Below are 20,381 nucleotides of genomic sequence, written 5' to 3'. Positions count from 1 at the left end.
ATGATGAAAAAGCTTATTTCTATAGTACTTGTATGTATGATGATCTTGCTATCCTTGTCCGGCTGTTCTGCAAAACCGGTCAGTGCTCCTGACGACGATTACCGCAATTGGTATGAGATTTTCGTCTATTCGTTTTATGACTCAAACGGCGACGGCATCGGCGACTTGAACGGTGTGACCGAAAAACTCGACTACATCGCAGACATGAGCTTTAACGGCATCTGGCTGATGCCGATCATGCAGTCGCCATCCTATCATAAATACGATGTCGCCGATTATTACACCATTGACAGCCAATACGGCACCAATGCCGATTTTCAAACGCTGGTCGAACAGGCGCATAAGCGCGGCATCCGGGTGATCATCGATCTGCCGGTCAATCACACCTCGAGTGAAAATCAATGGTTTATCGCCGCAAAAGACGTCAATTCGCCTTATCACGGCTGGTATAACTGGAGCGATAAACCCTCCGTCGGTTACCATGAATTGAGCGATATGTTGTATTATGAAGGTCGTTTCCAGTCCGGTATGCCTGACTTGAATCTTGAAAGCGGGGAAGTCCGTGCCGAGATTGAAAAGATCATGGATTTTTGGCTCAACGACATGGGCGCGGACGGCTTCCGGCTGGACGCCTGCACGAGCTATTATACCGACGATCAGCAAAAGAGCGTCGATTTTCTCGGTTGGCTCAATACCGAAGCCAAGACCGTCAAGCCCGGCAGTTTTGTCGTCGGTGAGGTTTGGAGCGTGCTCACCACCATTCAAACTTATTACAGAAGCGGCGTCGATTCGCTGTTTTGTTTTCCGACGGCAAATACCGACGGCTATCTCGCGGCTGCGGTCAATTCTTCAAAGCCCGAAAAAGCGGCTTCGATTTATTGTGATGCGCTGACGACATTGCAAAATTCGCTCGGCGATGTAATCATCTCACCGTTTCTCGATAATCATGATCTGGCTCGAAGCGCGGGCTTTTTAGGGACGGATGAGACCAAAATTAAATTCGCCGCGGGTCTGCTCTCCATCCTGCCGGGAGGCACTTTCGTCTATTACGGTGATGAGATCGGTATGAAAGGGACGGGCAATGATCCGAATAAGCGCATAGGTATGCTTTGGACGACCGAAGACAAGACGACAAAGCCCCCGCCCGGAGCGACTTCGGTTAAATACTCGTTCCCCTCTGTCAAAGATCAGGAGAAAGATAAAAATTCAATTCTGAACTATTATAAAGCCGCCATGAAACTGCGCGCCGAATGCCCGGAAATCGCCCGTGGAACAGTCGAGATTTTGCAAAGCCCCATTAATTCGGTCGCCATTTTGAAAAAGACCTATAACGGCAGCAGCATTTATATTGCAATCAATTTTTCTTCCGAAAAGCAGCAACTCACCTTAAATTCCAATTTGGGTATCACTAAAACCATCGGACAGTTATCTGTAAACGGCAAATCAACAGCAAAAATAAAATCCGCAGGTGCTCAACTCACGCTCGCACCTTACGGAATTCTCGTACTCGATTAATCTCGTTTTGCAAGTTCTTTGATTTCTAAATTTGCGGTGTCATAAGCCACTTTTGCATGGTTTTTCCGTAAAAGCTGTGATTCAATGTGATTTCCGGTCACGGGATCAACTTTGACCCGCAGCACCTCGCCGTTGCGATAAACACCGTCCGGCTCTTTGGAAAAGAATTCGTTTTGACTCTTGATGTGATAAGAAAACGGCTGACATTTGTCGGCCCTGATTTCGCCGCACAGATATTCCTCATTCACAGAGATCACCAGCTGATAAGTAAGATCGGTCTCGTTTTTTAAATGATAATCAAGGTAGTTATACAGAATCGAAGTTCCGGTACCGAACGGCACCTGTCGGTTAAAATCGGGAAATAAATCGTACCGGTCATGGTGGTGCAGTTCGGTGACGGTCAGATCGGTGTGCAAAACCATCCAGTGAATCAAATTGGTCAATTGGCACATCCCGCCTCCGATCCCTTTAGTAGGATGGCCGGTGGTAATCGTCAATCCCTCTTTGAATCCGCGCTTTGCCGAGGCGTTTCCGACCAGATGCCAAAAAGAGAAGGTCTGCCCGGGTTTGATCAAAATCCCGTTCAGTTTTGGCGCGGCAAGGGATAAATTGACCGCTTTGTTCTCCTGCAGTTGCATCTCGACATTGCCCAGCCGCCGCCGAATCAACGAATTATGTTTATAAATCGAAACCGGTAAAAAGGAATCCGATCTTTCATGGGCAAAGTTCATCTGTAAAAAGGCATTCTTGAAATGTCTTTCAGCTTTACAGCGAAAAACCGAGAGCCGATATGTAAACGGCGATATTTGACAAAATAGTTTTCGTCCCGTTTTGTTCCCTCCGAAAGCCCTGTCAGTCAATACTAAAGTTTGATATTAAAAGCGTATGTTAAGATGAACGCAAGAATTCCGATCAATGAGACCCATAAGCTCTTATTGCTCTCGAATTTTTTATTGAGCAGAAAATACAGCGCAGCTCCGATGCTGATCAAGGTCGGTATCGCAAGCCCTAGCAGTTTCGGCATAGTGGTCCCCGGGGTACCGGTAGCGGTCACCTGCATCACCAGCGTCTCGGGCAGTACGATATAACCCACAATCGCCAAAACCGCGGCAATGGCGATCACGGTGATTGCAACGACCTGTTTGGCTTTTTGATTCATAATCAATATCTGCCGCCTTTCGATTTACGGTTAATTCGTCTATGCAAGCCCAAAGAACGAATATGCGTTGTTGAAAGAGATATCTTGTATGATCTTTCCGATATATTTAAGGTCGTTCGGAATTAGACCGTTTTCCATCTGCTCGCCGAGCATTCCGCATAAAATCCGACGGAAATATTCATGACGCGTATAGGAGAGCAGGGAACGCGAATCGGTCAGCATACCGATAAAGCGCGGCAGCAGATATAATCCCGAGAGCTTTTTCAATTGTTCACGGTTGCCTTCGAGCGTATCCAAGAACCACCACGCCGCACCGTATTGTACTTTACCCGGAATGCCGTCTCCGCAAAAAGTCGCCGCGAGAGCTGCTAGAGCCTGTGTGTCCTTGCCGTTGAGGTTATAGAGAATCGTCTTCGGAAGATGTCCGGCGTTTTGGAGCGTATTTAAATAAGCCGCAAGAGGTCGGATATAGGAATAGTCGTCCACCGCGTCGAATCCGGTGTTCGGTCCGATCCGGGAGAGCAGGGCAGTGCTCGCGCTTCGCAGTGCGCCGATATGCAGCTGCATTACCCAGTTCTTTTTGTGATATAACTCCCCAAGGAATAAATACAATCCGGAACGGAAATTCATTGCCTGTTCAGCCGTCAATTCACCGCCGGAAAGAACGATTTGGATGGCCGTATCCGCGCCGATTGGGTTAAAATCGGGGATTTCCAGGGAAATATCGCTTGATTTGCAACTGTTTGCTTCAAAAAAGTCGGCTCTCTTCGAAAGAGCGTCGCAAAGGCCTGTAAAGTTGTTAATTTTTACACCCGAAATAGCTGAGAGTTTTTCGATATAGTCCCTAAAACCGGGCTTGTCGATCTGTGCTGCCCGGTCAGGGCGGAAGGTCGGAAGTACTTTGGTGTCAAAATCAGACTTAGCAAGTACAGCGTGATAACGCAGATCGTCTGCGGGGTCATCGGTGGTGCAGATGGCTACGACATTCGAGCGGCTGACGATGTTTTGCGGCAGCATATCGGGCGTTTGCAGCCGTTCGCTGCATTCGCGATAGACATACTCGCAATTCGAAACTGTCAGCGGATAGTCAATATCAAAATATCTCGCGAGTTCCAAATGTGTCCAGTGGTAAAGCGGATTGCCAATCGCATGCTGAATCGTGTCAGCCCAGGCCTGAAACTTTGTAAAGTCATCCGCCTTGCCGGTGATCAAATCCTCATCCACGCCGTTAATGCGCATCGCACGCCATTTATAGTGATCTCCGCCGAGCCAGAGACGAGTGATATTTTCATACGGCTTATTTTCCGCCAGTTCTTTGGCTTCAATATGGCAATGAAAATCAAATATCGGCATTGCTGACGCAAAGCAGCGATAAAGTTCCTGAGAACGATTTGTATTTAAAAGAAATTGATTATTTAGAAATCCCATAATATTTCCTTTCTACAGGGATATAATACGCGCGAGGTGATAACAATGCCGTCAAAAAAGACTAAATCCAAACAGACGACGCAAAATAACACAAGTTCGCAGGGGACCAACACATTTAAAAAGCCAAAACAAAACGACAATCAAAACAAAGACGAGTGTTAAGATTCCAGTATAATTGTCACGGGGCCGTCGTTTTCGATGCAGACCTTCATGTCGGCGCCGAAAACGCCGGTCTGTACATTTTTTACGCCGTTTTCGAGTAGTTTAAGAACAAACCGCTCATACAGCGGTTCGGCAATTTCGGGCCGCGCTGCTGCGATGAACGACGGGCGGTTCCCGTGTGAAGCATCTGCATATAGCGTAAAGTTGGAAACGGCGATGACTGAGCCGCTTACATCCTGTACAGATAAATTCATTTTTTCTTCGCTGTCACAAAAAATTCTCATTAAAGCGATTTTCTTAGCCAAAAAATCGGCGTCGGAAGGAGTATCGCCGACAGAAACGCCTAATAACACAAGCAGACCGAAACCGATTTCGGCGGCGGTCTTGCCTTCAATGATTACGTTGGCGCAGCTGACACGTTGGATAATGGCTTTCATATTATTTTTTTACAGCGGCAAGAAGTTCTTCGACGCGGTCGGTGCGCTCCCAGCGGACATTGAGATCGGTTCTTCCGAAATGACCGTAAGATGCCAGCTGTTTATAGATTGGTTTACGCAGATCAAGCTGCTCAATAATAGCAGCAGGTCGGAAATCGAATACGCTTTCAACGGCTTTTGCAATTACTTCATCGTTGTATTTACCCGTACCGAAGCATTCAACATCAATCGAAACGGGATTTGCAACACCGATGGCATAAGCAATTTGAATTTCGCAGCGTTTGGCAAGGCCGGCTGCAACGACGTTTTTAGCCGCCCAACGGGTGGCGTATGCGGCAGAGCGGTCAACCTTAGTGGGATCTTTGCCGGAGAAGGAGCCACCGCCGTGACGGGCATAACCGCCGTAAGTGTCGACAATCAGTTTTCTGCCGGTCAGACCGCTGTCGCCGTGCGGGCCGCCAATGACGAACCGACCGGTAGGATTGATTAAAAATTTTGTTTTATCATCCAACAAATTCGCCGGAATAGTCTCCTTGATCACGTCGCGAATAATTTCTGCGCGCAGCTGTTCCAGCGAAATTTCTTCGGCATGCTGAGAAGAAACGACTACGGTGTCGATGCGGATGGGTTTTCCGTTTTCAAATTCGACTGTAACCTGGGTCTTACCGTCCGGTCTGAGAAATGGCATAATGCCGTTTTTACGAACAAAAGCCAGCCGTTTTGCAAGCTTGTGAGAGAGCATAATCGAAAGCGGCATCAGTTCTTCGGTCTCGTCACAGGCAAAACCGAACATCATACCCTGATCACCTGCGCCGATTTCAACGCCGCGGCTGACGCCGAGTGCAATGTCAGGACTCTGCTCGTCGATGGTGCTCAGTACCGCGCAGGTAGTGCCGTCAAAGCCGTATTTAGCGCGATCATAACCGATCTCAACGACGGTCTCACGGGCGATTTTAGGAATGTCTGCGTAACAATCGGTGGAAATTTCACCCATTATAAATAATACACCCGTGGTGCAGCAGGTCTCGCAGGCAACCCGTGCTCCGGGATCGAGCGCGATAATCGCATCGAGCACCGCGTCGGAAATTTTATCACAAATTTTATCGGGATGCCCTTCTGTAACCGATTCTGAAGTAAAAAACGTCCTCGCCATTTTGTGCCTTCCTTTCGCAGGGGATGAGTGCGCAATTTTTAAATAGTCTGCCTTCCGGCAATGTAATATTATAACACAATTTGGGCTTTCGTCAAGTCTTACAAATACATTGAGAGCTCATCCAGATCGCGCACAATGATATCCGGTTTGAATTCAGAAGTTTTTAAATCCTCTTCTTTCGTCTCCCCCGAGAGGACAAGAATGGAGGTGACCTCAGTGCCTTCGGCGATTGCAATATCGGTATAAAGTCGGTCGCCGATTACCGCAAGTTCCTCCGGCATGCATCCGATGCGGCGCAGCATATAGTCAAGCGCATGTTGCGACGGCTTACCGAAAAATTCCGGAGCAACACCCGTAGAAGCGGTTATCAAACGCGCAATCGAGCCGCAGTCGGGGATAAAACCGTTTTCAACCGGGCAGTTAAAATCTGGATTGACCGCCAAAAAAGGTTTTCCGGCACGGATCAGATCGCACCCGACCACGAGTTTGTGATAAACAAGTTCGATATCGAATCCCAAAACGACCAGGTCCGCTTCCTCGGTAAGTTTAATTCCCGTATTGATAAAGTCGTTTTTCAACAGTTCCGTGCCAATTACATAGACGCTTTTTCCCGGATATTTATCTAAAATATGCTCGATGATTACTTCGTTGGAGATCAGCATTTGCTCCTGAGTAATTTCGATACCCATTCGAAGCAGTTTTTCGATGTATGCAGTCGCGTTTTTTGAAGAGTTGTTTGTAAAAAAGACAAAGTCTCGCCCGGTCTCTTTTACTTTGTTTAAAAACGCGGGCGTAAAGTCAAATAGCTTGTCGCCCAAATAAATTGTGCCGTCCATATCTAAAACGAAGTGTTTGATCTGTTTTAAGTCCCTCATCAATATTCCTCCTCAAAAAACCGTTTGGTACGCTCCGCTGCCTGCTTGCTCATGCCTTTCACGGCGGCTAGTTCTTCCACGCTCGCTTTTGCGATGGATTCGATGGTTTTGAACGCTTCCATCAGCGCCGTAATACGCTTGTCGCCGATGCCCGGAATGTTAGCGAGCACCGAAGCGGTGGTGCGGCGGGAACGGCGGTTGCGGTGGCAGGTGATCACATAACGGTGAACTTCTTCCTGAATTGTACTGACCAGTGTAAACGCGCCGCGTGCCGATTTGATCTCGATCTCATTCCCGTGTTCGTCCACCAAAGCGCGGGTAGTGTGGCGGCTGTCCTTAACCATGCCAAGCACCGGAATATCGGTTAGTTCCAACTCTGCAAGCGCGTCTTTCACCGCGCTGACTTGCCCCTGACCACCATCCGCAAGTATCAAGTCAGGTCTTGCTGAAAAAGCGGCGTCGTTTGAAGTGTGGTTGACAAACCGTGTATATCTGCGCTTCACGGCTTCTCTTAAAGAACCGTAATCATCCTGACCTGTAAATCCCCTGATAATAAACTGTCGGTAGTGGGATTTTTGCGGTTTGCCGTCGATAAACACCACCATGCCCGCGATATTGTCCGCGCCTGAGGTGTTAGATATATCGTAGGACTCGATATTGTTCAATTTCTCGATACCGACTAACTTCGAAAGCTCACTCAGCATCCCGCTCTCACGCTGTTTTCCGGTAACCTGCGTCAGCTGTTCAAAGGCATTATTAGCCGCCATTTGAATTAATCGGACGCCCTCGCCCTTTTGCGGAAGGGTGATTGAAACCTTGGAACCGCGCTTTTGGGATAACAATTCTTCCAATAACCCTTTGTCCTCACAGTCGCCATCAATAAAGATCTTTTTTGGAATCTCCTGTTTGTTGGCGTAATAGCCGAGCAAAAAGTCCGCGCGCAGCTGTGAAGCCTGCGCATTCTCCGAAGCGGTGTCGTCGATAAAAAAGTTTTCTTTGTCCGCAATCCGGCTTTTACGAATTGAGAGGACGGCAAAACAGCACTGGGAGTTCCCGCGCGTGAGCCCGAACACATCTGCCTCGGCGGTGGTTGTGTCGATTACGCTCTGGGTCTTGCGAATGTTTTCAATCGCATTCAACCGATCGCGCAGGGTTGCGGCTTTTTCAAAATCGAGCGACTCCGCCGCCTGTTCCATTTGTTCGGTCAGGTTCTTTACGATCTCCCGGTCGCCGTCTCGGAAAAACTTTTTTACTTCGCCGATCAATTCGGCATGACGTTCCGGGGAGTTGTTTCCGCGCTTGCACGGTCCGTAACACTGCTTGATAAAGTAGTTCAGGCAAGGTCTTCCGGTATCTTTTTCGCCGAACACCCGGTTGCAGGTCGGCAGCCCGAAAATCGCAATCGCCTGATCGACCATCAGATGCACGGTGTAACTCGACGGAAACGGCCCGATGTATTCGCTTCCGTCGTCCTCCTGCCGGTGGACGGCTAATATTTTGGACCAGGGCGGAGGGGTGATCTTGATAAAACTGACGCCTTTGTCGTCCTTGAGCAGGATGTTATACTTCGGGCGGTATTGCTTGATCAAATTCAATTCGAGCAGCAGCGCCTCAAATTCACTTGAGGTTACGATATAATCGAAATCATCGATATTGGAGACCAGTTTGATCGTCTTGGGAGTCAGGTTCCCGAAACAGTGAAAATATTGATTGACGCGGTTTTTCAAGACCTTCGCTTTGCCGATATAGATGATATTCTTGGTTGAATTCTTCATCAAATATACGCCCGGCTGCAAAGGCAGACGAGAGGCTTTGTCCCGCAGCGCAGGGATATTCTCATTCAGATCGAGAAATTGATCCATGTTTTTTACTTCTTTTCGGCTGTCAGATGATATTGACCGCTCAGCAGGGTGACGGCATATTCCGAGCCGCTCGCTTTCGCCGTAAAGCTAATCGGCTTGCCATACTCGGCCAACTTTCCGGCATAGGCGGCGGGCAGATACAGCGTAGCTTCGCAGCAAACCGGAACATTGATATCAAGTGTCTGCTTGCCGTCTTTGTTGGTCCAGCGGCAAGCGACCTTGCCGTACATGCTCTCGTGTTCGGCGTTTGCAAATTCCAAGCCGCAGTCGATGGCGGGGCGCAGAATCGTGTGCCTGAATCCCGGTTTTTTTTCGTCGGGCGAGATGCCGCCGACGTATTTATACATAAACGCCGAGAGGTCGCTGAACATGTGGTGGTTATGCGAACCGCCGCCGTTCCAGCACTCCCAAAGCGTGGTCGCGCCGAGGTCGATCCATTGCTGACAGCCGGGGAAGGTGCGCTGCGCCAGCATCTTGAAACCGAGGTTGCCTTCGCCCATCGCGCCGAGCGTGTGCATCACATATTTGCAGCCGAGCAGGCCGAAATCGACGTGGTCGTTGTCGCGGTGAATTTGTTCGACCAGTTTGGCGAGTAAAACCGGGCGCTCTTCGGGTTCGGCAATTTCTTGGAAAAGCATCTCGGCGGTTGAGGTCTGGCAGTCGCCGGCAACCGTATGCGTCGTCTCATCGTAAAACTTCTTGCGAAAGGCCGTTTTTATCCTTGCAGCCAATTCGGTGTAATATTTTTCGTCTTCCGGCTTGTCGAGCAGTTTCGCCATCTTGGAGAGTTTTAAAGCGGCATCGTAGAAGCACCCGGTGTCCGAAACGGCGGTCGGGCATTTGAACGAGGCCATGTTGACCGAGATTGCGGGTCCTTCGAACGGCGCGCACCAGTCTCCGAGCCCGTAATGGACGGTGTAATCGTCGCTCATGCTCTCCATATACGAGCAGTGTTTCTTGATGGCTTCGTAGTTCTTTTCGAGGATGTTGCGGTCGTTGTTGTAGGCGTAAATTGTCCACGGGATATCGGTCAGACCCATCGACCAATCGGGGCCGTTCATGCTGTTATAGCCCCATCCGGTGGACGGCACCACGCAAGGAATTTGCCCCGCAGGCCGCTGAGAGGTGCGCATGTCGTCAAGCCACTTGGAATAAAACGCCTGCGCGCCGAAATTGATCAAAATCTGTTCGGAGGAAGCCGCGCCGTCACCCGTCCAACCGTTTTTCTCGCGGTGCGGGCAGTCGGTCGGGATGGATTCGCAGTTTGAGACCGTCGACCACCAGCAAAGGTGCTGCACGCGGTTGAGCAGTTCGTCGGAGCAGTCGAAATGCCCCGACACATCGAACGAAGTGTACATTGTCAGACCGACCACATCGTCGAGTTTGGGCTCGTAATCGATGCCCGAGACCTCGACATACTGGAAACCGTGATAGACGAAAATCGGCTGCCAAACTTCTTCATCGTCGCTCTTTTTGATGTATTTATCGGTCTGGAAGCCGTGGCTTTTGATAAATCCGGAGATAGGAATCATATCAAGAGAACCGTCTTTTAACACATCAGAATATTTCGTCGTGATCTCGGTTCCGGCAGCTCCGCGCAGTTTAAAGCGCGCCACACCGGCCTGATTTTGCCCGATGTCGAACACCCAACCAGTCTCGGTCTTCCAGAGTTTAGCGGCGGGGAATTCGTGGTGGATCTGAATCGGCTGAAGATTCATTCCGATAAGCGCGCCGCCGGGTCCGCGAATCATTTTTGCCGGCTGCCATGCGGCATCATCATATCCGGCAACCGTCCAGTCACCGAGTTCTTTACGCGCGTCATAGTGTTCGCCGTTGCGGATGCCGTTAAAAAAGATCGGACCGTCGCTCGATTTCCAGTCGGCGCGGGAGCAAATCAAATCGCTTGTGCCATCCTCATAAGTGACGTGCAGTTCCGCAATCATTTTCGAAAAATGCCGCCAGGTGGCTTGCTTGGTGTTCCAAGGGTCTTCGGCAAAACAGTTGTACCAGCCGTTGCCCAAAATCACGCCGATGGCGTTCTCTTTCGAGAGTATGTCTTTTACGTCGTAGGTGCTGTACATCACGGTCTCGTCGAAGCGAGTAAACGGTGTGGTCAGCACGTCGTTACCGACCTTTTTGCCGTTCAAATGCGCCTCGAAATAACCGAGCCCGCAAATCAATAAAAACGCCTCTTTGACAGGTTTTACAAGTTTGAATTCATGGCGCAGATAAGGGGCTTTTAAGGCTGATGCTTCACGGTCTGCTGCAAGCGCACCTTTGCCAATAAAGTCAGCGGTGATCCAGTTGGCATTCCAAGCCGAATCGAGTTTTCCGGTCACAAAAAACGCGGGTTCGCTCGTGACGACTTTGCCGTTTTCGCCTTTGACAGTTACATTCCAAAAACAACGGTGCACCGGCGGCAGCTTTTTGCCTTGATATGCGATATGCACGGTATCATCAGTGTTGATTTCACCGCTGTCCCAGAGGTCGCCGATGCCTTTTTGCAGCAGCAAGGCATCGAATGCCACCCGAATACGGCAGGTCTTTTGTACTGCGCCGCGTAAGTCGGCGGCGAGTTTATAAGAAAATCTCGGGGTCTCGTCCAGTCCGAGCGGATTCTTGAGGTAATTGATCGTCAAGTCGTATACTTTTGTAATGCCCATGATAATAATTGTCCTTCCCGAAAAGTAGTATCTTTATTTTACCCGTTAACCTCATTCGGGTCAATAGCGCTTGACAGGTTTCACAGCAAAAGATATAATTCTCGCGAAAGGGGCGTTATGACATGAATTACTCATTGAAAAACAAATTTTTAACAGTTGAAATTGCTTCGCTGGGCGCAGAACTTCAATCGATTAAAACCGCCGACGGCACCGAATATCTCTACGACGGTTCCGGTCCGTGGGCCAACCGTGCGATCATTCTCTTCCCGATCGTGGGCCGTTTGAAAAACAATGAGTACACCTATCGCGGTAAGACCTATACGCTGGATATTCACGGTTTTGCTCGTGATATGGAGTTCACCGTAAAAAAAGAGAGTGATACAAAAATCACTTTCACCCTTTGCGACAATGAGGAAACTTTAAAAAACTATCCGTTCCATTTTCAACTTGACATCATCTATGAGCTGAATGGCGACACCCTCTCGGTCAAAAATGACGTCAAGAACACCGGAAAAGATGAGATGTATTTTTCCATCGGCGCGCACGAGGGGTATCGCTGCCCGCTCATGCCCGGCGAAGATTTCACCGACTATCAGATCGTTTTTGAGAAAAAAGAAAATGTGGGCAGACGCATGGTTGATAAGCAGTTGTTCACAGGCGAAGTCACACCGGTTATGACCGACACAGACACTTTGAACCTGAACTATAATCTCTTTACAACCGATGCGATTTTCCTGTCCGACCATAAATCCAGGAAAAACACATTGATCGGCAAAAAGAGTAAAAAGGGTGTCGAGGTCTTTTTCCCGGACTATCCGATGCTCGGCATTTGGACGAGACCCAATGGCGGTTATATTTGCATCGAGCCGTGGTATGGCATCGGCGATTCGATTTATCATAACGGCGAATTGACCAAAAAAGAAGGTATTATCCGCATGGAGGCAGGGAAGACCTTCACCTGCACCCATACCATTCGCCCGTTCTAAAGCGCGTGTCATACTGATAACGAAAATCCCGCGGTCAAATTGATCGCGGGATTTTTATCAATTATTTATGCTTTTTTATAGAGAACCGACATTGGGCAATGAATCAAAGCCCTGTTGGAGTTCTGCATCGGTCGGAACATAGTCGACCATTCTACCGCTGCGATATTCGCTGTAGGCATTCAGATCGAAATAACCGGTACCGGTAAGGTTGAACACGATTGTCTTGGCCTCGCCGGTCTTTTTACATTCGAGCGCCTCGTCAATGGCGACGCGGATGGCATGGGAAGATTCCGGCGCGGGCAGGATCGTCTCGACTTTGGCGAACAGCGTAGCCGCTTCAAAGACCTTGGTCTGGGCGACGGCACGCGCCTCGTCGATGATCCGGTCGTGATAAAGCTGGCTGACGATCGGGGACATGCCGTGATAACGCAGACCGCCCGCATGGATGGAGGAGGGGACAAAGCCGCTTCCGAGGGTGTACATTTTGGCGAGCGGGGTGGTCTTTCCGGTATCGCAGAAATCATAGGCGAACTTGCCGCGAGTCATCGAGGGGCAGGAAGCGGGTTCAACCGCGATGATCTTATACTTCGCGCCTTTTTGAATCTTTTCGCCCGCGAACGGTGCCATGAAACCGCCGAGGTTGGAGCCGCCGCCTGCGCAGCCGATCAAGACGTCCGGCTGGATGTCGTATTTCTCGAGCGCAATCTTGGTCTCGAGGCCGATGATGGATTGATGCAGAAGCACCTGATCGAGCACAGAGCCGAGGGTATAGCGCGCATTATCGCTTGTGACCGCTTTTTCGATGGCTTCGGAAATGGCCATGCCGAGAGTACCCGTGGTATTCGGATCGGCAGCAAGCATCTTTTTGCCGACTTCGGTGGTATTGCTCGGGCTGGGGATGACCGTCGCGCCGTAGGTTTCCATAACCGCCTTGCGGAACGGTTTTTGCTCACTGCTGCACTTGACCATGAAGACGGTCAGCGGCATTTTGAAATATGCGCAGGCCATCGAGAGCGCAGTGCCCCATTGTCCGGCACCGGTCTCTGTCGTCAAAGATTTGACACCCTGTGCTTTTGCATAGTATACCTGTGCGGCTGCCGAGTTCAACTTGTGGCTGCCGGAGGTGTTGTTGCCTTCGAATTTGTAATAGATTTTCGCCGGGGTACCGAGTTCTTTTTCGAGATTGTACGCACGAATTAACGGAGACGGACGATAGAGCTTGTAATATTCGTAAATCTCTTCGGGCATCTCGATGAAACGGTCTTTGGTGTTGAGTTCCTGTTTGGCGAGTTCCGTGCAGAAGATCGGCGCAAGCTGCGCGGGGTCGTTGATGGGTTCGAGGGTTGCGGGGTTGAGCAGTGGTGCATGCTGGATCTTCATGTCGGCGCGCAGATTGTACCATGCCTTCGGCATCTCATTTTCGCTCAAATAAATTTTGTTGGGTGTGTCCATTTTTGACATTTCGGTTTCCTCCTAAAATTTTTTGAACTGCCTGTGATTGTCATTTTCAGTACGGGAGGAAATCGAATTCAAACAATAAAAAAGACCTCTGTCCCGTACTATGGGACAAAAGCCATGCTTCTGCGGTGCCACCCAATTTGACATTGATAACAATGTCCGCCTCTTTGATATGCAATCACATATCCTTGCAATAACGCTGCATTCGCGTCAGCGCCTACTTTAACATTTCGGGCTGCCCTCGCGAGGCCATTCACCTGTGTGCCTCATGTCGTTTCGCACCAACCAACGACTCTCTGAGTTTCGGCAACAGCGGCTACTTCTCTCGCTCAACGGTTTCGCGGCTGTTCAATTGCGGTTATCATAGCACATGAAAAAAAGATTGTCAACACTTATTTTAAAATATTTACAGTAACTTCGTATTGCGGTTTTTCCACTTTATTTGTATAATAGGCAGGAAATAATAAGCGGCGGAGCAATACTGTTCTGCTCGTGAGAAAAGGAAGGTAACACCCTGATGTTTCATGAATCCGTACTTGGGCAACCGCTTAACGCTGTCATCGTCGGAGGCGGTCATCGGTCGCTCACTTACGCGTTTTTTGCCCAGAACAACCCGGATAAATTAAAAATCGTCGGCGTCGCGGATCCGAATCCCCTTCGCCGGGCGCAGATTCAAAAACTCTACAATCTCTCAAATGAATCGCTCTTTGGATCAGCGGAGGCTCTTGCGACGGTACCTCGTTTTGCGGATGCCGTAATCAACGGCACGATGGATCAACAGCATGTCGCCACCTCAATTCCGCTGTTAAGAGCGGGTTATCATATACTGCTCGAAAAACCCTTCGCAATCAATGAGAAAGAGATGTGGGAGTTGGTTCGGGCCGCGCGAGAAAATAAACGCCGCGTGATGATCTGCCATGTCATGCGTTATGCCCCGTTTTATGTTGAAGTGAAAAAGCGCGTTGCCGCCGGTGATATCGGTGAAATCGTTGCTATAGAGACGACGGAGAATGTCTCTTACCACCATATTGCGGTGGGCTATATCCGCGGCAAATGGCGAAATACCGCTCAGGCTGGACACAATTCCATGCTGCTGGCAAAATGCTGCCACGACATTGATATGATCATGTGGATGATGAGCGGAATCGTACCCGCCGCAGTATCCAGTTTCGGTTCCAACTTTCAATTCAAGCCCGAAAAAGCTCCCGCCGGAGCCGGAACCCGCTGTCTTGTCGACTGCCCGCCGGAAGTGGAATCCAAATGTCTTTACTCAGCCCGAAAGAATTACCTTGATCATCCCGACCGTTGGTCTTTCTATGTCTGGGACAACCTTGAACACCTCAAAAATCCCACGCTTGCAGATAAAGAAGCGACGCTCAAGACCGACAGTATCTACGGCCGCTGTGTTTATAAATGCGACAATGAGACAGTAGACCATCAAACAGTCAACATCCGTTTTCAAAACGGAGTGACCGCATCGCACAATATGCTCGGAGGCGCAGCAAAACCGCAGCGTACCATCCATATCGTAGGCACAAAGGGGGAGATCACCGGCGTCGCCGATGAATCCCGATTTGTCGTACGCATGATCGATCCGCGTCCTGGATGCGAATATTCGGAAGAGATCGTGGATTTGAACATTAACGGAGATACCTCTGGCGTCAACGGTGGTCACGGAGGCGGCGATCAGCGTCTTGTCGAGGATTTTGTTCAATATGTGCAGGGCGGTAAACCGTCTTTGTCTTGCACCAGCATCGCCGATTCAGTCTACGGGCACCTGGCCGTTTTCCGCGCCGATGATTCCATGAAAAACAGATGCATTATGGACATCCCGGCAGTTGATATTCAATAAAATTTATAGAGCAAAGTAAGCGCCGCACCATTGGTGCGGCGCTTTGTAGTTATACATTTTCAAATGTTATGGGCAAAATAATGGTATGTTATTCAACTGTCCCGCTGATTGACGCAAGCAGCAAAAATCGGTATTCGGGCGTAAGTATTTTTAAATCATCGGCAACTTTTTTGGATAGCTCTTCGCTGTATAGTAAATCGAAATCTATGTTGTCGCAGATAAAGCAGATATCTTTCAAGTCCAGCCATTTACGAAGTTCCTCGGATTGATCGGGAAAGCGGGTCTTTTTATAACAATCTCCGTCAAGATTAAAGATTTTTTGACGGTCGAATGCTTCTTTTGCTTTTTCAAAGAAAGGATTGTTTGTCAGCACAAACTGCCTGATATTTGCCATCGTCGCCGGCTCGGCGATGTAAAAGCCGCAGCCGTACCGAAAACCCCGCGGAGAGAGTTCAAAGAAAAAGCCCGGGAGATTATGAAACAGCTTTTTATCGCGGATAAAAAGACACCATACCACATCTCGGAAAATCGTTTTATCCTTTGAAAAACGTGTGTCTCGGTAAATATGGGAGATTGCGCGATTGATTTTAGGCTCGCAGTCAAACATTGGGTCAATTTCGAGCATCGGGGGAGTCAGAGCCGTAACAAACTCGGCGAGCGGCTGCACGACAAAACGAAGATAATCCGCTTTATGTGCCGTGAACCAATCCCGGCTGTTTTCAATTTTATTTTCGATTAAAAATTGAATGGTTTTTTCGCTGAAAGACATAAACAATACTCCTTGACGCTAAAAAATACGTGTCTTTCGATTTTTAAAGTATATCACTTTGGGCTTTTTGGGGCAATACCGGCATATGATTCACCGAGGTGATCATTATGAAATGCTTCAAAAAACTGTCCGCCGTTGTTTTAGCGATATTATTTATTGTTAGCTGTATGATTCCGATTGGTGCGGATGTCATGCCGGAAGATGAGATTTCCGATGACGTCGTTGTCACAGCTGCAAGGCCCGATGCAGTACTGGATGCGGAAACGATAAAAGCTCCGAATGCAATTCTGATTGAGCCGACTACGGGAACGGTTGTTTTCGAAAAGAATGCCGATACAAGAGTGGCACCCGCCTCAGTCACAAAAATTATGTCCCTTCTGTTGATTATGGAAGCGCTTGAACGCGGCGAAATCAAATTGGACGATCAGGTGGCCTGCAGCGAACATGCCGCAAGCATGGGTGGTTCACAGATTTGGCTCGAAGTCGGCGAAGTGATGTCGGTCGACGATCTGTTAAAAGCGGTCGCAGTCGGCAGCGCGAATGACGCGACAGTTGCGCTTGCAGAATTTATCGCCGGCTCCGAAGATGCTTTCGTGCGCATGATGAACGAAAGAGCCGAAGTACTCAGTATGGCGAATACGCATTATATGAATGCAAGCGGCCTTGACGAAGACAACCATTTTACGTCTGCTCGCGACACGGCAATCGCTGCTTCGGAATTGATCAAACATCAATTGATCATCAATTATTCGACGATTTGGATGGATACATTGCGCGGAGGGACGACCGAACTCGTCAACACGAATAAATTAGTTCGGTTTTATAAAGGAATTACCGGCCTAAAAACCGGAACGACCGATAAAGCGGGCTGCTGTCTGACAGCGACTGCCGAGCGTGACGGCCTGAAGCTCGTAGCGACCGTTTTCGGTTCGGAAACCAGCGACGACCGTTTTTCTGCCGCACGGACTTTGCTTGATTTCGGTTATGCGAATTATGTAATATTGACGCCTGAACCGCCTTCCGAAAAGATTATATTGCCCGTAAAGCGCGGGACTTTATCGAAAATCGAAGTGGTCGCCGGTGTAATACCGAATGTCCTGCTTAAAAAGGGAAATGAGAAGAATTTGGCTTATTCGACTGAAATCCCGGAGCGGCTGACAGCACCGATCGTACAGGGGGATACCGTCGGCAAAGTCGTAATCATCTCGGAAAACGGCGAAAAATTGGGCGAATATCCTCTTGTTGCGGCACAGGCTGTTGAACGCCTGACTTTGTGGAAGGCCTTTATCGAGTTATTGGAAAACTACACCTCAGCGGGTTCATAAACCTTGGTTATACACTTGAATTCTTCACACTGTTATGGTATCATGAAAAAAACAGGTAAGGGTGGTTTTCGGGTGTCAATCAAGCTGGACGAACGGTTTTTAACGAAATTTATCGATGAGAGTGAATATAAAGCCATCGCTGTGCAGGCCGAGACGGCGCAGAATCTTTTGATTTCCGAAAAAGGTCCGGGGAACGATTTTCTCGGCTGGCTCGACCTGCCTGAAAATTATGATAAAGTCGAATTCGAACACATCAAGGCAACGGCCAAACGCATCCGCGGCATGTGCGGTGTTTTAGTCGTCATCGGCATCGGCGGTTCTTATCTCGGCGCGAGAGCGGCCATCGAACTGCTGCGCGGAAGCCAGTATAATCTGTTTTCAAACGATATGCCGCAAATCCTGTTTGCCGGCTGCAATATCAGTTCCGATTATCTGAACCAGCTTTTGAATTATTGCGAAGAACGCGAGGTCTGCGTCAATGTCATCTCCAAGTCGGGCACGACAACTGAACCTGCCATCGCATTCCGGGCGTTTACCGATCTGATGCAGAAAAAATACGGCGCAGGCGCCAAGGATCGTATTTTCGTCACAACCGACAAAGAACGCGGTACTTTAAAAGCGCTTGCGAATAAAGAGGGATATGAGACCTTTACGATTGCCGATGACATCGGCGGCCGCTATTCCGTTTTGACCGCGCCGGGATTGCTTCCGATGGCGGTTGCGGGCATCGACATCGACGCGGTGATGCGCGGCGCGGTAAGTGCTCAGAAAGAGTTAGGTGATTCGGACATCGAGTCAAATGTCTGCCTGAAATATGCTGCGATCCGCAATATCCTCTGCCGTAAAGGTTTTTCAACCGAAATACTGGTGGGATTCGAGCCGGATTTCACGATGATGGGTGAGTGGTTCAAACAGCTTTACGGCGAGAGCGAAGGCAAGGACAACAAGGGCATCTTCCCATCAAGCGCGATCTTTTCCACCGACCTGCATTCAATGGGACAGTATATCCAGCAAGGCCGGAGAGACCTGTTCGAAACGGTTGTCTGGTTCAAACAACCTAAATCCGAATATCTCATCGGCTACAGCGAGGGCGATGCCGACGGTTTAAATTATCTCGAGGGTAAAGGCGTTTCGTTTGTCAACAATATGGCGATGGAAGGCACCTTATCCGCGCATAACGACGGCGGCGTACCTTGTTTGCTGCTCGAGTTTGAAAGAATCGACGCACTCAATTTCGGCTATATGGTCTACTTCTTTGAAAAGGCCTGCGCAATATCGGGGTATCTGCTCGGAGTCAATCCGTTTAACCAGCCGGGCGTGGAATTTTATAAGAAAAACATGTTTAATCTCTTAGGCAAACCAACAAAATCGTTATAGGAGGCAACGCCAATGTTGAAACTGATCGTCGGGAAAAAAGGTTCGGGAAAGACCAAACTTCTGATTGAAGGTGTGAACGGCGCCGCGAAAGAGAGTAAAGGAAATGTTGTCTGCATCGAGAAAGGCATGAAGCTTCGTTATGACCTTTCACTCCAGGTAAAGTTAATCGATATCGATGAATACCGGGTAGAGGGATTCGGCGAATTATACGGATTTCTTGCGGGTCTGACAGCCGGAAACTACGACATCACCGATATCTACGTAGATGGACTCTTTAAGATCTGTCCGCGCGATTACGAAGCAATGGAAAAGTTCTTTGAAAAAGTCGCATTGCTTTCGGTACCGCACGGTGTTCAACTCGTCTTCACAGTGTCTGCGGACATCTCTGAGCTTCCGGAGAGCGTAAAACAGTATATTTAATTCTATGTTTTTAAAAAAACAGCGGTCGGTTTTTTCCGGCCGCCGTTTTTTTATCGGTAATGGTCATGCAGTTCCGGTATTATTTTTGCCTTATAAATTCCACCGCCGCAAGTCCTGCCGAAGCGCCTTTTGATACCGCGATTGATACCTGCATCAATCCGCCCGTGCAGTCGCCCGCGGCAAAAAGTCCGGGTAAATTCGTTCTGCCGTTCTCGTCTGTCACGATTGCTGCGCCCTTGGTGACCGCGCCGAGCTTTTTGGCAAAGTCAGTCGCACCGGCGACGCCGATGGCGACGAACAGACCGGAGACGGGCAGGGTGGTTCCGTTAACGAATTCGACCTCTCCGAGCCGTTCTTCCCCTTTTAACGAGGCGATTTTGTCGGTTATAACCGTGAATTCACCGAAATCGGTAACGGATGGTTCACCGTCCGTCAAAATTGTCACACTCGATGCGACATGCTTGAGTTCCTCGGCTTCCGCGAGAGCATAATCGCCGCTGCCGAGTACAGCCGCATTTTTCCCGCGATAGAAAAACCCGTCACAGACTGCGCAGTAGCTGACGCCTTTTCCCTCAAAATCAGTAAAGTTATTGATTTTCGGGGTCGTTCTCTTTGAGCCGGTTGCAATTAAAAGGGCTCTCGATTCATATTCATCGGTTTTTCCTTTAATAAGAAAAGTGCCTGTATACCCGATGCCGACAACTTCATCTTCAACTACTTCAATACCCAATTTGCGGGCCTGTTCGAGTCCGTCCTGATAGAGTTTTGTTCCGTTCACCGAGCCGGAAAAGCCGTAATAGTTATCGATTTTCTCAGCTTTTCGGAGCGAACCGATACCATTGTGAACGACGCATACCGAAACACCCGCGCGTTTTGCATAAAGCGCAGCGGAAATACCCGCGGGGCCCCCTCCGATGATGAAAAGATCAAAATTGTTCAT

At 49.1% G+C, this 20,381-nt stretch carries 17 protein-coding genes and 1 other annotated feature; of the genes, 6 read left to right on the top strand and 11 right to left on the bottom strand.

What is annotated here, in order from left to right:
• Entirely contained in the window at positions 1-1,515 is a 1,515-nt protein-coding gene (locus PKH29_08185) for an alpha-amylase family glycosyl hydrolase (protein HNX14818.1), read from the top strand.
• Here the strand turns inward: PKH29_08185 and PKH29_08180 are convergent.
• The 8 genes from PKH29_08180 to PKH29_08145 form a co-directional block, all read right to left on the bottom strand.
• Positions 1,512-2,246 (bottom strand): VanW family protein, encoded by a 735-nt coding sequence (locus PKH29_08180; GenBank protein ID HNX14817.1) that lies wholly within the window; start codon positions 2,244-2,246, stop codon positions 1,512-1,514. The two genes, PKH29_08185 and PKH29_08180, sit on opposite strands and share 4 nt — an antisense overlap.
• Before the next feature lie 131 nt (positions 2,247-2,377).
• A complete protein-coding gene (locus PKH29_08175; GenBank protein ID HNX14816.1) occupies positions 2,378-2,680 on the bottom strand; it encodes a hypothetical protein in 303 nt (100 codons plus the stop codon).
• 33 nt (positions 2,681-2,713) lie between these two features.
• Positions 2,714-4,102 (bottom strand): glucuronate isomerase, encoded by a 1,389-nt coding sequence (gene uxaC, locus PKH29_08170; protein HNX14815.1) that lies wholly within the window; start codon positions 4,100-4,102, stop codon positions 2,714-2,716.
• Between the two features lie 158 nt (positions 4,103-4,260).
• The gene (gene dtd / locus PKH29_08165) at positions 4,261-4,701 is read right to left on the bottom strand and encodes a D-aminoacyl-tRNA deacylase (protein ID HNX14814.1); all 441 of its coding nucleotides are present in this window, start codon (positions 4,699-4,701) and stop codon (positions 4,261-4,263) included.
• 1 nt (position 4,702) lies between these two features.
• A complete protein-coding gene (metK, locus tag PKH29_08160; GenBank protein HNX14813.1) occupies positions 4,703-5,854 on the bottom strand; it encodes a methionine adenosyltransferase in 1,152 nt (383 codons plus the stop codon).
• 98 nt (positions 5,855-5,952) lie between these two features.
• Entirely contained in the window at positions 5,953-6,729 is a 777-nt protein-coding gene (locus tag PKH29_08155; protein ID HNX14812.1) for an HAD-IIA family hydrolase, read from the bottom strand.
• Entirely contained in the window at positions 6,729-8,591 is a 1,863-nt protein-coding gene (gene uvrC, locus PKH29_08150; protein HNX14811.1) for an excinuclease ABC subunit UvrC, read from the bottom strand. Before uvrC ends, PKH29_08155 begins: the two co-directional genes overlap by 1 nt.
• Before the next feature lie 5 nt (positions 8,592-8,596).
• Positions 8,597-11,254 carry a family 78 glycoside hydrolase catalytic domain gene (locus PKH29_08145; GenBank protein HNX14810.1) on the bottom strand — a complete coding sequence of 886 codons (2,658 nt, stop codon included), beginning with the start codon at positions 11,252-11,254 and terminating at the stop codon, positions 8,597-8,599.
• A 122-nt stretch (positions 11,255-11,376) separates the two neighbouring features.
• On the opposite strand from PKH29_08145, the gene PKH29_08140 reads away from it, so the two are divergent.
• Positions 11,377-12,240 (top strand): aldose 1-epimerase family protein, encoded by an 864-nt coding sequence (locus tag PKH29_08140; protein HNX14809.1) that lies wholly within the window; start codon positions 11,377-11,379, stop codon positions 12,238-12,240.
• 75 nt (positions 12,241-12,315) lie between these two features.
• Here PKH29_08140 and PKH29_08135 read toward each other — a convergent pair whose 3' ends face one another.
• Complete coding sequence (locus PKH29_08135; protein ID HNX14808.1) at positions 12,316-13,701, bottom strand: TrpB-like pyridoxal phosphate-dependent enzyme; 1,386 nt, start codon at positions 13,699-13,701, stop codon at positions 12,316-12,318.
• Positions 13,702-13,799: 98 nt separating this feature from the next.
• Positions 13,800-14,040, bottom strand: a binding site (T-box leader).
• A gap of 175 nt (positions 14,041-14,215) precedes the next feature.
• Here PKH29_08135 and PKH29_08130 point away from each other — a divergent pair.
• A complete protein-coding gene (locus tag PKH29_08130; protein HNX14807.1) occupies positions 14,216-15,550 on the top strand; it encodes a Gfo/Idh/MocA family oxidoreductase in 1,335 nt (444 codons plus the stop codon).
• Between the two features lie 88 nt (positions 15,551-15,638).
• Here the strand turns inward: PKH29_08130 and PKH29_08125 are convergent, their stop codons facing one another.
• The gene (locus tag PKH29_08125) at positions 15,639-16,319 is read right to left on the bottom strand and encodes a DUF2461 domain-containing protein (protein ID HNX14806.1); all 681 of its coding nucleotides are present in this window, start codon (positions 16,317-16,319) and stop codon (positions 15,639-15,641) included.
• A 107-nt stretch (positions 16,320-16,426) separates the two neighbouring features.
• On the opposite strand from PKH29_08125, the gene PKH29_08120 reads away from it, so the two are divergent.
• The 3 genes from PKH29_08120 (at position 16,427) to PKH29_08110 (ending at position 19,441) form a co-directional block, all read left to right on the top strand.
• A complete protein-coding gene (locus PKH29_08120) occupies positions 16,427-17,644 on the top strand; it encodes a D-alanyl-D-alanine carboxypeptidase family protein (protein ID HNX14805.1) in 1,218 nt (405 codons plus the stop codon).
• A gap of 72 nt (positions 17,645-17,716) precedes the next feature.
• Positions 17,717-19,021: a glucose-6-phosphate isomerase gene (locus PKH29_08115; GenBank protein HNX14804.1), complete on the top strand. Its 1,305-nt coding sequence runs from the start codon at positions 17,717-17,719 to the stop codon at positions 19,019-19,021.
• A 12-nt stretch (positions 19,022-19,033) separates the two neighbouring features.
• Positions 19,034-19,441, top strand: a complete 408-nt coding sequence (locus PKH29_08110; GenBank protein HNX14803.1) for a hypothetical protein — start codon at positions 19,034-19,036, stop codon at positions 19,439-19,441.
• Between the two features lie 79 nt (positions 19,442-19,520).
• On the opposite strand, the gene PKH29_08105 is transcribed toward PKH29_08110, so the two are convergent.
• Entirely contained in the window at positions 19,521-20,381 is an 861-nt protein-coding gene (locus tag PKH29_08105) for an FAD-dependent oxidoreductase (GenBank protein ID HNX14802.1), read from the bottom strand.

Source organism: Oscillospiraceae bacterium (assembly GCA_035353335.1).
Taxonomy (GTDB): domain Bacteria; phylum Bacillota; class Clostridia; order Oscillospirales; family JAKOTC01; genus DAOPZJ01.
Note: the sequence above shows the minus strand (reverse complement) of the source record. Positions and strands in the feature narration are given on the sequence as shown.